Here is a 13436-nt window from a genome sequence, read left to right on the forward strand (position 1 = left end):
CAGCAGACCAGCACACATCCACAGCGCATAACCAGGCAATCAACAACCGAACACCGCTGACGCACAACCCCTGCCACTAACACGCCCACTCACAGCCCCATAGCGCGGCTGCCGCCGTCCTGGAAATACACTTCTTTGAAGCCTTCGGCGATGATTGTGCGCATCTGCTGGTCGCTGGCGCCGGTGTTGCGGGCGTCGAAGAGACGTTGTGCGTAGGCGGGTGGAAGGTGCACGGTGAGTCGCCGGAAGCGTCCGTCGTCCGTCGTGCCGACCGCAGCTGAGTAGCCGAACCGGGCCCTCGTCTCCACGGTGATGCCGCCCGAGGCGGCGGCCTGCTTCTGCCGGCGCTTGCGCACCAGGGGCTGCCACCGCTGCCGTACCGCGTCGTCGATTTTCGCGGCGACATCAGCACGGGCGTGCTTGCGGGCGCCGCGCCGGTAGCGGTTCACACTGTCGGCGGTAACCCCGAGCTCCTGCGCCACCGCCTTCGCGCTGCCGAACTGCTTGAGCAAAAACCCGATCTGGCCCTTGAGGGTCTTGGGCGGGTCCTTGGTGAACGCCTCGCGGTCGGCCCGCTCGATCGCGTCGTCGATCTCCCCCATGGCGCTACTCCCCTTCGTCCAGGACGGCGTCGCCGCCCTTGATGTGGCGGGCCGGGTTCAGGCCCTTCTCCATCAGGTCGACCGCCCACAGCATCGACTGCACGCCCTCCAGCTTCGCCAGGCCCGGGGTCGGACCGAGGCGGAACCCGCCCGGCTGCGGCTTCCCGGAGGTGGCGTAGGGAAGGAAGTCCAGAGGCGATTCACCCGGGCTGGGGTAGACGACGCAGTCCGAGAGCACGGCCAGCGGGTACAGGCCGGTCAGCTTGACCATGTTGTTCAGCTTGCGGTGCATGTTGACCCGGGCCTTGGAGATGACCGCGGCCCGGATGTCCGGACGCCATGTCGGCCGCGCCAGGGCCGGCCACGTCTCACCCTGCTTGTAGGACTTGCCCTGGGGGCGCTCACGGAGCTTGCCGACCCCGCCCTTCACGGTCGCCTTGATCGCCGCCAGGACGGCAGCCAGCGCCGGATCGGCCTGCTTGTGCTGCTCCATCGCGGCGAGGAACTCGGCGTCCGACAGGTCCTTGGTGACACCGAGGTCGGCGAGGGTGTCGACGTACGCGGTGCGCAGCCGGTCGTGCCAGGGGTCCAGGTACGCGCCGGTCTCCCGGCGCAGGTACGCCTCGATCGGGTGCACGTCGTGCCCGAGCTCCTGGGCGTAGGCGAGGGTGTGCGTCTGGTACCAGGCGGGTTCTGTGGGGGGTGTGCCGTCGGGGGTGAACGGGGAGGGCAGGCGGGGGTCCAGGTCGATGTGGGAGAGGTCGACGAGCCAGGATCCGGGGATCTTCGGGTTGAACGTCGGGTGGTGGAAGTGGTCGGGGGCGGACAGGCCGACGACCAGGCGGGCCGCGGCCGCGAGGAACGCGGTGTTCAGGTCCAGGCCGACCGCGAAGGGCAGCGTGCACTCCTCATCCGAGAGCGTGTCCACCGACCGCACCCACTGGTAGGCCTCCTCGTTGAGGAAACCGCCGGTCCAGCCGGAGTTCACGACGACGGGGTGCTCGGCGGTGGCCTCCGGCGGCGCCGGGTCCACCGGCTGTGTGCCCAGAGAGCCTGGGTTGTGGCCGGACACCCAGTTCCCGGTCTGCGGGTCCTGCACGGCACGGGTCGGCGGGCGCAGCGCGGTCATCAGCTCGAGGCCGGAGACGGCGGTGGAGCCGCGCGGGGTGGTGACCCGCTGGGCGTACACCCCGAGGACGCGGGCGATGTCGGCCGGCTCCATCTCCGCGACACCGGGCCAGGACCGCACATCGAGGGCCTCCCAGGACAGGATCGCGAGCTGCACGCACTGCCGGTCGCGGCCCTGCGCTTTGCGGTAGATCCGAGCCCATGGGCCGAAGCCGCGCTGGGTGAGCTGCCACTTCGCCTTGACCACCTGCTTGACCACCGGGTGGTCCTCGGGCAGGCGCAGGGAGCGGCGCTGCTCATGTCCCTCCAGGCGCTCCGGCAGCCCGAGCCTCACTGCGGCCGACGCGGTGAGCACGACCAGCGGGTCGGAGTCCTTGCCGTACCGGTTGAGCTTGCCGGCGCCGAGACCGGACTCCTTGAGTGTCCACTCCACCAGTTGCGGCACGGTGGTGGCCGGGCAGTCCAGCACGATCCCGTCCGTGCCGTAGGCGGAGCCATCGCCGTCCAAGATGGCGAGCGGTCCGTGCGGGAACCGCGGGTCGGTCACGGGCTTTGCAGCCTTCTTCACGGCCGGACGGCGCGCTGCCGTCGCCGGACGCGCGACCGGAGCGACAGGTGCCGCCGCGACGAGCGCGGCCGGAGCGGTCGGAGCGTCCACGGGTGCGGCGCTCTCCGTCCGCGGTTCGGGGGCGGCCGGGCCGGTGAACGTCTGCGAGACCGGCGGCTGCGGCACACCCGCCGGGGCCGGGGCGGCGGGAGCCCCGTGGGCGGGGTACTTCGCCGCCCACCCGTTCAGCAGCCGCTGGTACGCCTCCAGGCGCGGCGACTTCGGCTCGGAGCGGCCGTTCTCGTAGTTCTTCACCGTCTGCGTCGTCGACTTCAACGCCTGCGCGAGGCGGGCCTGGGTGATACCGGCGGCCTCACGCAGCCGGGCCCGCTCCGCCGGCGGCGGGAGCTGCGGCTCCTCCTCCAGCAGGGCGTCGATGTTCGCGAACAGCTCTTCCTCGGATGCCATCACTACCTCCTTCCTGAACACTAGCAGAATTTATCCTCCGAGTTAGCCCATTTTTTAACTCAATCAAACTATGGGTGGGAATGGGCGCGCAGCATCTGCGGAACTGCTGCGACCGAGATTTTTACTTGGCGGACGAGCGCAGTAGTTGGCGGATCTTGCTTCGGTAACGCCGCGTCGTTGAGACTTGGCGCTCTCGCTGGCTCTTGAGCGTTGCAGCTAGCCTGTGCCTACCTGTGACTGAGCTCGGCAGGTGGCCCTTGAGCATTCCGGCTGGCCCCTGTGCATGATGGGTGGCCCCGTACGAGCCGCTGGATCACCGCCGAGAGGCTTCCGGTGGGCCGCCGGGCCAGCCATGATCAAGTTCCGGGGATTCGACGGTTGGGGTGTGACGTGGACTGGCGGACCGACCCGACGTTCGAGATGTGTCGGAAAGTGACGGACGGGGCGGACCTGGCCTCGTTCTCGGGGGGTCCGTTCGACGTGCGGGCGGCGGTGGCCAGCATCCTGCCCGAGCCTCGACAGGCCTTGGACTTGGTCCCGTGGGGTAACTTCCCCCATGGGTACGACGTCCGGGAGGCGGTTTCCCTCCTGCGCGCTGGCGGCGAACCGGTCGTGGACGCGACGGGTGTGCTGTGGGGCCTGTGCGCCGACGACAGCCGGGCCGCCGCTGCCCTTGCCGTGCCGTTCCTCATTCCCCTCGCCATCAACGCCCACCACCCACACCGCACCGCCGCCCTCGCAGTCCTCTCCGGCCCCGCCCGTGCCAGACACCACGGGGCTGGTCGGTGGCCGCCGCCCGAGCCGCGATCACCACCGCGCTCCTGCCCCTTCTTGGAGACTCCGACCCCACCGTCCGCGTCGACGCCGCCTACGTCCTGGCGACCGCCGCCGACCCCGCCCACACCATCCGGACTGCCTTGGCCAACGGATTCGCCACCGAAGGCGACGCCATGGTCCGCGCCGCCCTGCTCCTGGCCGCCGCCGAGATCACCCGGGCCCACCCGCACCCGCCGACTGTCGCGTGGCTGCGCGAACGGTGGCACGACCGAGCGGAGGCCCCCGAAGCCCGTCTGTCGGCGGCGGTCGGCTGGCTCTGCCTCACCGACCAATCCGCACCGGAGGATCTCCGCCGGGCCGTCGACACCCTCGCCGACAACGAACGCGCACACGCCATGGAGGCCCTGCCGTGGATGAGCGCCGCCTCGGGCACTAACGAACCAGGACTCCTGCGCTGCAGACGCTGCATGCTCCACCCAGAAGAACATGACCCGGAAGAGGTCCTCTGGGACTCCTTGCTCTGAGCAACCGATCTGTGGTCGTGCATCGGAATTGTCCAGTGAGGCCTACTACCGTGCTCGGACGACTACCCGACTCGGGCGCCCACCGCCCCCGGCTCGGGACACGCCAGACAGGTGATCGCCACCATCAGTCACGCATCGTGACCAAGACGGATTCCAGCCCGCCAACTATCGCCCTCAAGATCCGCCAACCAGTTCCCTCCACCTGCCGACGACCTGCACCGAAGAGAGCATCACCCGCCAACTACGATCCTCGGTCACAACTGCGACTGTCCTCTGCCACTGAACATGGATCGATTGCCAGGGAAGTTGGACAGCCACTACGGTCCTGGCACTGATGCCACCTGAGACTCAGAGCTGTTGTGGCTGTCACCAACCCGCACCCGGGAACAACGCCGCACGCGAAGCGAGATCAGCCAGGGGGACATGCTCCCCCGAGCAAGACGGCCGTACAGCGCCGGAAGGATCGTGCAGGCGATGCGGACGACCGGTCGACGAACAGATCACGGGCCTCGGGTCGGTACGGGGCTGGTCAGTGCTCGGTCCTCCCGGCCGTGAACGGGCCGGTCGCGGGGGCCACGCACTTGTCCAGGACGGGCTCCTCGCCACCCACCGAACCCTCCAGGCAGAGCCGTCCGCCGTTCTCGCGCAGGTCGAGGAAGAACTGCGTGGTCGCACCGGACTGCTTGAGGTCGTGGACGCGCTCGTCGGGGTAGCCGAGGCCTTTCAGGGCCGCCCTGACCTTGGCCGGGGTGGGGTCCGTCAGCTCTTGGAGGGCCACGTAGATGCGCTCCTCGTGAAGGTTGCTCGCGCACCAGTCGCGCGCGTTCAGCTCCACTTCCGGACCCGCCGTGGGCATCACCGGCTCGACCATGCCGGCCGGAGCCTCCTCATCGGTAGGAGCCGGCTGCGGGTTCGGCGGCCTCTCCTGGGGGGTTCCCGGGGCCGGGCAGGTCTGTGCGATGTACTCCTGTATCTCGGCGAGGGCCGGAGAGGACAGGCTTCCCATGGGCTTCGCGGGCGCGGCAGCCGTGGCCACCGCGGTCAAGGCCGACTCGCCGCCGCCGGTGGCCTTCGCTGTGCCGCAGGCGCCGAGTGCCAGCACCGCAAGGACCGTCAGGGCCAGGGTGAGTCGCGGTTGGCGCGAGGAGCGAACGAACGTATCGATGGAGCAGTGGGTTCGGGTCATGCGCCCAGTCTCCGATCACGCCGAGCCCGGCGCGTGAGCACACATACTCACCTGGCCAGGGGGCGATCGCTCAAGCCCGGTCCGCCTCCGTATCCCCGCGTCCGTCGGCAAAGGACGGTGAGCGTGAAACCGGTTGTCACACCCCTCCCCCCTTGTAACCGCGGGGCCCGAACCTCATACCGTCGGCCGCATGGCTGACGAGTGCTTTGGACATCCACGGCTCGCTGCAATCCATGACGCGCTCAACCCCGACCGCCGCGACCTCGAGGCATACCTCGGGGTGGCACGCAGGGCCCCGGGGAGAGTCCTGTTCGCCCGGCTTGATCACGTGTGGTCCGGCCCGGTTCAGGATCAGAGTTCAGTCGGCGGCAGGCCGAGGTGGTCGTGCCACGCCTCGCGTCCTGCGGGTGTCACGAGGAGGGCGCGGGTGGTGCCGATGCGCGTCATCCATCCGGTGGCGAGTGCGTGGGCGCACAAGGCGGCGCCCACGGCGCCGGCCAGGTGGGGACGGCGCTCGGTCCAGTCGAGGCATGCGCGTACCGGTGTTCGGCGTGAGCCGGTGGGCACCGTGATGCCGGTCTCGGCAAGCCAGAGGGCACCCTTGCTGGTCAGGCCCGGCTCGGGTCCCCACCTCAGCAGTCCGCGCTCGACCATAGCGTCGGTGATGGCCAGCGCGACGGTTCCGGCCAGGTGGTCGTAGCACAGCCGGGCGCGGGCCAGTGCCTGTTGTCGGCCGGAGGCCGACAGTGAACGTGGCCGGGCGTTGTGCTGTGGGGCCAGTGCGGCGAGGCTCTCGATGAGTTCGACCACTCTGCGGTCGGTCACCCGTACGTAGCGGTGGCGTCCGTGTCGCTCCTCGACGAGGAGTCCGCTGTTCACGAGCAGGTTCAGGTGTGAGGTCGCGGTGGACGGTGCGATGCCGGCGTAACGCGCGAGCTCGTTCGCCGTCCACGCCCGGCCGTCGAGCAGCGCCAGGCAGAAGGCGGCACGGGTGCCGTCGGCCAGCAGTTTCGCCACCCCTGCCAGGTCCACCCCCACGTCCTGGCCTGCGCGCTGAATGTCCACGGTGTCCATTGTCGCCGACGTCTCTTCGACGGCTGTCGAAGCATCCACGTCCTAGCGTCGGCACGTGCGCCGGGCTCACCGTCTCCGCACCCGCACCCGCCCCCGCCTGCGGGGCCGAACCGCCTCCGCTCACGCACTGGAGTAACCATGACTTCGTCCGACACTGCCGTCACCGGCTCCCACCAGCTTGAACCCTGGACGGGCTTCGTGCTCACCGACGCCCCCACCCCGCAGGACGTCGCGGCAATCTCCGACGCGCTGGACCGCCTCAACATCGAACAGACGGGAATCGCCGACCGCAGACCTCTGGCCGTCCTGGTCCGTGATCCCGCAACGCGCCAAGCGGTGGGCGGGCTGACGGGGCGTACCTCGCTCGGGCTGTTTTTCCTCGACCTCTTCTACCTGCCGCCCCGGCTGCGTGGCAGCGGGCTGGGAACACAGATCCTCCGACAGGCCGAGGACGAGGCCCGTGCCCGCGGCTGCCGCACAGCCGTGCTCTACACGATCACCTTCCAGGCCCCCGGCTTTTACCAGAAGCACGGGTGGAAGCATCTGGGAGAGGTGCCCTGCGACCCGCCGGGCACCAGCCGCGTCTTCATGACCAAAGAACTCACCGCACCGAGCGGCGCATCAGTTCGGTCCCGGTAAGGTCGCCGTGCTCGTTGCGCCATCGCCTGTTCCGTGCGCTCCGCTCCTGCCACAGGCCGCGTCTGCGGTGTCACGGCCCGAGGTCATGGTGCCGCCCGGGCTGCTCGACGCGCTGGCCCGGGTGCCCGATCCGCGTAATCCGCACGGCGTGCGGTTCCGGCTGGCGACGTTGCTCGCGGTCGGAGTGTGTGCTCTCACCAGTGCCGGCCACAACTCCCTGACCGCCATCGCGGAGTGGGTACGCCGCTGCGACCAGGATGTCCTGGCCCGGCTGGGCTGCCCCTTCGATCCCTTCACCGGACGCTTCAAGGCGCCCGGCGAGCGCACGCTGCGTGACGTGTTCGCCCGCCTCGACGCCGCGCTACTCACCGCCGCCGGTTTCACCAGGCTCACCTCACTCCAGCCCCCGCCCGGTCAGCTCGACAGCCCCGGACGGGACCGTCGAGCGCGAGCAGCGCGCCGCGCCCACCGCACCGCCCGACGCGAGACGGATCGGCCGCGACCGCGTCGCTCAGTCTTCGCCGTGGACGGCAAATGCCTGCGCGGAGCAGTCCGCGCGGACGGCAGCCGCGTTTTCGTCCTGACCGCAGTGCGCCACCACGATGCGTTGACTGCCGCTCTGCGCGAGATCGGCGCGAAGACCAACGAGATACCCGAGTTCGCTCCGCTGCTGGACACCCTCGATGATCAGGACCTGACCGGCTCCGTAGTCACCGTCGACGCCCTGCACGCCCAGACGAGCCACGCCCGTTACCTCGTCGAGGACCGAAGGGCGCACTACCTGCTGTCGGTGAAGAACAACCAGCCCACCCTGGCTCACCAGTTGACGAATCTGCCCTGGAAACAGGCACCGATCCTCAACCGCTCCCGCAACCGCGGACAAGGCCGGGACGAGGTCCGCGAGGTGAAGGTCGTGAGCGTGGACGGCCTGCTGTTCCCCATGCCCGCCAGGTTGTTCGCATCCACCGAAAACGCCGTCGAACCGGCACATCGAAGTGGCAGACCGAGACTGTCTACGCCGTCACCGATCTCGCGGCACACCAAGCGTCTCCCGCTGAGATCGCCGCCTGGGCACGCGGCCACTGGATCATCGAGAACACCGTCCACTGGACCAAAGACGTGACCTTCGCCGAAGACGCCAGCCAGTTCCGCCGCCACCACACCCCCGCGGTCATGAGCGCCCTGCGCGATCTCGCCCGCGCCACCCTCCACCGCTCCGGATGGGCCAACATCGCCAGCGGCCGACGAGCCCACACCCACCCCGCAACCACCCTCACCCTCCACGGAATTCCATGATCAAACCGGGCGAACGCGACTCTCCCCGGGGCCCTGCCGCTAACCGTGCACGAGCTCGTAAGACCTGTCCCGTAAATGATCTCTGATTGGTGTGGGCGTGGACGGTGACGAGTCCGACCGCTTGTCTATCCGGCGAGGTTGAGGTTGCGCAGGCGGGCGATTCCGAGCATGGCGTGGTGGACACCGTCGCCCCGGAGGCGGCAGTCGCGGAGGATCTTCCAGGTCTTCATGCGGGCGAAAACGTGCTCGACACGGGCGCGGACCTGTTTGTGGGACTTGTTGTGGCTCTGCTTCCAGTCGGGCAGGTCTTCGCCTTTGCGCCGACGGTAGGGCATCACGAGCCCGCTGCCCGGGTAGCCGCCGTCGGCGATCGTCATGGTCTTGCCGACGGCGGCCTTCGCGCCGGACTCCTCCCACGCCTTGCAGTCGTTGCGGTTGCCGGGCAGGGGCCGGCCGACCGCCACGACGAGCCGGGTGTCGGCGTCGATGACGACCTGGTGGTTCGTGGAGTACCGGTAGTTCTTGGACTGCTCAGCAATGGTGTGGTCATGGGTGGGCACCAGAGTGCCGTCCACGATGAGCACCGTGTCCTTGCGGAACCGCTTGCGGGGCCGCAGCGCGAGCGCCGGGCCGAGGTGGTCGATGATGCGGTCGGCCGCGGACTTCGAGATACTGAAGAGCGGAGCGAGCTGGCGCAACGTCAGGTTCGTGCGCCAGTACGCCGCCACCAGCAGTACCCGGTCCTCCAGCGGAAGAGACCACGGGCGGCCCTTACACGAACCGGATCCGCACCCTCGCGGCGCAGCGCCGTCACCAACTTGCCGAAGATACGCGGGCTCAGCCCCGTGAACGGGGCTATCCAGGAAGGCTCCGACGCCGTGATCACACCAGCCACAGCAAGATCATCGCATTGGAAACCGGCGACTGTGGAGTTCAACCGGGTTTCAAAGCTCCCACCAGAGGTCGATGCTCGGGTCGACTCGCTTACGCAGACAGTTTGAGTGCGAGTAGGCCTTCTGTCGCACATGACCGCCTCGCTCCGGGTCAACGGCCCCAAAGATAAGCGCGGTTGCAGCCCTGTCCTGATCCAGATCGATGATCAGAAGGCAGAGGCAGCAGGTGGGGTTCGGGTCCAACGATGCCCTCCTGTACGTCGTAGTACTCCAGCCGGACTTCGGCGTATGTCCTGGTCAACGGCTTGAGCGTGGGGATTTAGCTGGATGGTGCCGGGTGAGGGGCGGGTTCGCCCGGCCTGTCCCGCGAAGGAGTGACCACGCCGTGTGTAGTGACAGCGGCGGGCCCGGGCCTGGTGTCGGCGGCGCCATCTCGACCAGTTCATTGCATGGTTGCCCTGTCGAGCAGGACGTCGGCGGGTAGTTGCCAGTAGACGGCGGATCTCGGCCGGGGTGAGGTCCACGAGGTCGGGTGTGTCGTGACCGGCTCCCCCTTTTGGCGCTCTTGGGCGGCGGTGACGGCGAGAAACGCGTGGGCGAGCATGGCGAGGGTGATGTGCCGGTGCCAACCGACGTAGCGGCGGACTTCGTACTGGTCCAGGCCGCATTCGTTCTTCGCGCTCTGGAAGCACTCCTCGATTTTCCAGCGGCACCCGGCGACCTGAACGAGATCGCCCTTTGGCGCCGTCGCCGCAGGAAAGCCGCTGCCATGCCTGGTCGGGTGCCTGGCCGATGAGGTGGTCGATGCGGGGGCCGTGGACCTGCTGGGATTTGGGCACGGCCATGACGTAGGACAGGCCGGCGTCTTCCAGGAAGCGTCGGAAGCGGGAGTCCTGTCCGTAGGCGGCATCGGCCGCTACCCAGGTGACGGGCAGGGGGCCGGCCTGCGCGCGCAGGACCATGGTGCGGGCAAGCTCGTTCTTGGTCGCGAATGGGCGGTTTTCAGGGATGCGGGCTGTGCGGCAGCGTTCGGGGTCGTCGGTCCAGGACTTGGGGAGGTAGAGCTCGCGATCGACGAGAGCGTGGCCGCGGGTGGTGGCGTAGGCGGCGAAGACGCCGATCTGGCAGTTCTCGGTGCGGCCGGCGGTGCCGGAGTACTGCCGTTGCACCCCGGCTGAGGTGATGCCCTTCTTGACGAATCCGGTGTCATCGATGATCAGGATGCCGTCGTCGGTGCCGAGGTGTTCGGCGACGTATCCGTGCAGGTCGTCGCGTATCTCGTCGGCTTCCCAGCGGCTCTTCGCCAGGAGGTGCTGCAGCCCGTCAGGGGTAGGGTGCCCGGCGAACTCGGCCAGTTGCCAGGAGTTCTTGCGCCCCACGGGCCCGAGCAGTCCTCGCACGTAGTCCCGCATCCGTCGTCTGGGCTCGACGCGCGGGAAGCGGTGTCCGATCCGCAAGAAGAGTTCTTCCAGCTCTTGTTCCCACACGGAGGCGGGTACGTCATCGATCACATGCGATGGCTGTCCCCACTGCCGTCACTACACACGGCGTGGTCACTCCTTCGCGGGACAGGCCGGACGAACCCGCCCCTCACCCGGCACCATCCAGCTAAAATCCCCACGCTCAAGCCGTTGACCAGGACATACGCCGAAGTCCGGCTGGAGTACTAGAGCGCGGTCAGCCACGGTTTCAGATTCTGGCCCGTTCTCAAGGTGGGCGCGCTGATGGGGTGGCGCCGCAATCTGTCACCGCGCCCCGCACTGTCCCTCACGGGCACCTGCATCAACGCTCTTCTGGAGAGAGGGTTACCTACCCGAGTGCAAGCCTCTGCCTGTCACTCCTCGCCGGAGAAGCGCTCCCACGCGGACTGACGAGTGATGCCGAACGTTTCGCCGATGCGCGTCCAGGTCACTCCGCGGCGCCGTAGTTCCTGAACCCACATGCGCAGCTCAGCCTCGGCTCGGTCGATGTCCGTGGCAAGGCGAGGGAGATGGTGCAACATCTCTACGTCCGTCATGGATGTCCAGGCGTGGATGCCCTGCGTGAGGGGCTGCCCGAGCGCATCGGCAACGATCCGCTCCGCCAGCGTCACGCACTCGTCGCAGATGTAGACGCCGGGCCCCGAGACCAACTTGCCGACCTCGGAACTCGGCTTGCCGCAGAAGGAACAGTGCGTGGGTTCCTCGGATTGTGCAGTGACTGCCATGACGACCTTCCTAAGCTGTCAGGGTTCCCCTGACAGGGTATGTCACGTCAGGGGAACCCTGACGGACAGTCTCCCTACTCATGGCTCCCACCCACCCCGCCGTGACCCATGCAGCCAGCCCTAGTTCCGCACGGCAGGCGCTGCCCGCCCTGCCCCCGTGGGGTGAGACGCCATACGAACGCCGCGCTCGCTCCCGAGTCGCGGCGCGTTCGTCGTCGCTATGGCCTCCGGACCGACGGGCTGCACCCCCACAGGCCAGCCCGGCTCGGCCGGACGTTGCCCCGGCCGGGCCGGGCTCGTTGACCGGAGCATGTACCGCTCCCTCCGCGCCCTGGCCGTCGCCGTCGCGGGCCTCGCCCTGGCCGTCTCCCTGGACGCTCCCGCACATGCGGCGGCATCCGGGCGCACCCACCACTTCTCCGGCCAACAGATCTGCATCTCCACCACCGGGGACCCCGGCAGCACCAACCCCGGGACCGTCCGCGCGACCTGGACCAACCCGCCCCGCCACCGCACCACAGCCACCGTGCACATCACGCACCCCTCGGGCCTGGCCTACACGCTCACCGCCAGGCGACGCGGCGGCCGACTCGTCGCGACGTTCACACCCGGCATCCAGAAAGACGGCAAAACCTGCGCCCGCTTCCAGGGCTCGCGCCGCACCGCCTGCGTCCAGATCACCGACCGCCACTGAGGAACGGCCAAATCCGGCGTGCCGCACCGGGCCGGCTGACAGCCTGAGTGGATGAGCGAGCACACGCGCCCGAGGATCTCTCCTGGGGTGGCCACCTCGGTGATCGTTTCCCCCAGGACGGACGTGCGGTCTCTGACGTCCTCCAGCGCGGCAGCCACCTCTTCCGGGCGATCACAAATCGGACTCCTTCGCCGGCCAACTGTGTCCGCTTCCAGGGGGCACAGCGCACGGCTTGCGTGGAGGTCATCGACCGGACCTAACCGATCGCGAAGGGTGCGATCCGCGACGACGTGAGGCATTCAACATCCACAACACCCAAAATTAAGATGATCATCATCATCTAGATGGTAATTTGATGACACAAATACATCTGTGTGTGGCGTCACCGACAGCCTCACCAGCACCAAGGAGTCACGCAATGCCCCTCAGCTCACAGCTCGCGAGACTCGGTCAACGAAAGCCCGTAAGACTCGTGTCGCTCTTCGCCGCGCTTCTCATCGCCGCGGTTTCCCTCATCTCCGGGATCGGACCGGCAAAGGCTGACACGCGGGGCAACGTCGGACACGTCTGGTTTGACGCCGTAGCTAACCCCGACCAGTCGGCTCAGGCGCGGTACAGGTCCTTCATCGAGAGCCTGAGGGCTGCGGCAGGCCACACGTACCGCGGGAGCACCAGCATCACGCAGACCGACGGTGGCGACACTGTCCCCGCGCTGATTCGTGTCGACGTCAATCTGCCCCCGGCCAACGGGCAGGCCGCCCACCTTCGCCTCTGGCTCTCCCCGGGCAACCTGTACCTGCGCGGATTCACCACGCAGAACAACGTCACGTGGTCGTTCAACGACTTCAATCTCCAGGCCACCATGAACTCCCTGAGGAACACCTCGGGCGGAGGCCTGCTCCCCCCGGCGAACGCCCAGTACGGCACACTGCGTCACAACAGCAACTACGCCCAGATTGAGAACTTCGCCCAGACCAACCGGGACGCCCTGACGTTCAACTACCAGGGCCTCTGGAACTCCTTCTTCCAGCTGGCCTACGTCGACGGCCCGAACAACGGGACCAACCCGGCGGCCACAGCTCGATCGCTCCTCTTCATGACCCAGTTCGTCTCCGAAGCCGCTCGCTTCCACGATGTCTTCGGCGTTATGAACGACATCGCATCGAGCCGATCCGCCACCTACCACGGCATCGGCGACCTGCAGCACTCGCTGGAAAACAACTGGGGCCCCCTCTCCCGGTTCGGCGTCAGCATCACCAACGGCACCTCCGCCGCCCCCGTCCAGGTGAACGCCACCACGCGCGTGACCACTTGGCAGGATGAGACTCGCTACGTCGCCATGTTGCTCGCCCCGGGCAACTCTGGCTGAGCGAAGTCATCACCGACCGCCACAAAACCCCGG

General features: G+C 68.1%; 9 protein-coding genes and 4 pseudogenes. 6 read left to right on the forward strand and 7 right to left on the reverse strand.

The window, feature by feature from the left end; translation table 11 throughout:
• Window positions 1-89 precede the first annotated feature (89 nt).
• Together tpg and tap are read right to left on the reverse strand one after the other, a co-directional pair.
• Window positions 90-602: a telomere-protecting terminal protein Tpg gene (gene tpg, locus ACFYY2_RS33540; protein ID WP_388750193.1), complete on the reverse strand. Its 513-nt coding sequence runs from the start codon at window positions 600-602 to the stop codon at window positions 90-92.
• A 4-nt stretch (window positions 603-606) separates the two neighbouring features.
• Window positions 607-2745, reverse strand: a complete 2139-nt coding sequence (gene tap / locus ACFYY2_RS33545; RefSeq protein ID WP_388750196.1) for a telomere-associated protein Tap — start codon at window positions 2743-2745, stop codon at window positions 607-609.
• A 785-nt stretch (window positions 2746-3530) separates the two neighbouring features.
• Here tap and ACFYY2_RS33550 point away from each other — a divergent pair.
• Complete coding sequence (locus ACFYY2_RS33550; protein WP_388750199.1) at window positions 3531-4046, forward strand: hypothetical protein; 516 nt, start codon at window positions 3531-3533, stop codon at window positions 4044-4046.
• 529 nt (window positions 4047-4575) lie between these two features.
• Here ACFYY2_RS33550 and ACFYY2_RS33555 read toward each other — a convergent pair.
• Window positions 4576-5232, reverse strand: coding sequence for a hypothetical protein (locus ACFYY2_RS33555; protein WP_388750202.1), 657 nt, complete (start codon window positions 5230-5232; stop codon window positions 4576-4578).
• Window positions 5233-5422: 190 nt separating this feature from the next.
• On the opposite strand from ACFYY2_RS33555, the pseudogene ACFYY2_RS33560 reads away from it, so the two are divergent.
• Window positions 5423-5536 (forward strand): annotated as a pseudogene (locus ACFYY2_RS33560) (SAM-dependent methyltransferase); the annotation flags it as partial.
• 47 nt (window positions 5537-5583) lie between these two features.
• On the opposite strand, the gene ACFYY2_RS33565 reads toward ACFYY2_RS33560, so the two are convergent.
• A complete protein-coding gene (locus ACFYY2_RS33565) occupies window positions 5584-6306 on the reverse strand; it encodes an ArsR/SmtB family transcription factor (protein WP_388750205.1) in 723 nt (240 codons plus the stop codon).
• Window positions 6307-6444: 138 nt separating this feature from the next.
• Between ACFYY2_RS33565 and ACFYY2_RS33570 the strand changes: the two genes are divergently transcribed.
• Window positions 6445-6945 carry a GNAT family N-acetyltransferase gene (locus ACFYY2_RS33570; protein ID WP_388750208.1) on the forward strand — a complete coding sequence of 167 codons (501 nt, stop codon included), beginning with the start codon at window positions 6445-6447 and terminating at the stop codon, window positions 6943-6945.
• A gap of 7 nt (window positions 6946-6952) precedes the next feature.
• Window positions 6953-8241, forward strand: a pseudogene (locus ACFYY2_RS33575) (ISAs1 family transposase).
• 125 nt (window positions 8242-8366) lie between these two features.
• Here the strand turns inward: ACFYY2_RS33575 and ACFYY2_RS33580 are convergent.
• The 3 genes and pseudogenes from ACFYY2_RS33580 to ACFYY2_RS33590 form a co-directional block, all read right to left on the reverse strand.
• Window positions 8367-9136, reverse strand: a pseudogene (locus tag ACFYY2_RS33580) (transposase).
• 440 nt (window positions 9137-9576) lie between these two features.
• Window positions 9577-10621 (reverse strand): annotated as a pseudogene (locus ACFYY2_RS33585) (IS701 family transposase).
• 347 nt (window positions 10622-10968) lie between these two features.
• The gene (locus ACFYY2_RS33590) at window positions 10969-11340 is read right to left on the reverse strand and encodes a ClpX C4-type zinc finger protein (protein WP_388750211.1); all 372 of its coding nucleotides are present in this window, start codon (window positions 11338-11340) and stop codon (window positions 10969-10971) included.
• A 310-nt stretch (window positions 11341-11650) separates the two neighbouring features.
• Between ACFYY2_RS33590 and ACFYY2_RS33595 the strand changes: the two genes are divergently transcribed.
• On the forward strand, window positions 11651-12034 hold the full coding sequence (locus ACFYY2_RS33595) for a hypothetical protein (RefSeq protein WP_388750212.1): 384 nt from the start codon (window positions 11651-11653) through the stop codon (window positions 12032-12034).
• 418 nt (window positions 12035-12452) lie between these two features.
• A complete protein-coding gene (locus ACFYY2_RS33600; protein WP_388750215.1) occupies window positions 12453-13403 on the forward strand; it encodes a ribosome-inactivating family protein in 951 nt (316 codons plus the stop codon).
• Window positions 13404-13436 lie beyond the last annotated feature (33 nt).

Origin of the sequence: Streptomyces sp. NPDC001822 (genome assembly GCF_042892135.1) — a bacterium.
GTDB lineage: Bacteria > Actinomycetota > Actinomycetes > Streptomycetales > Streptomycetaceae > Streptomyces.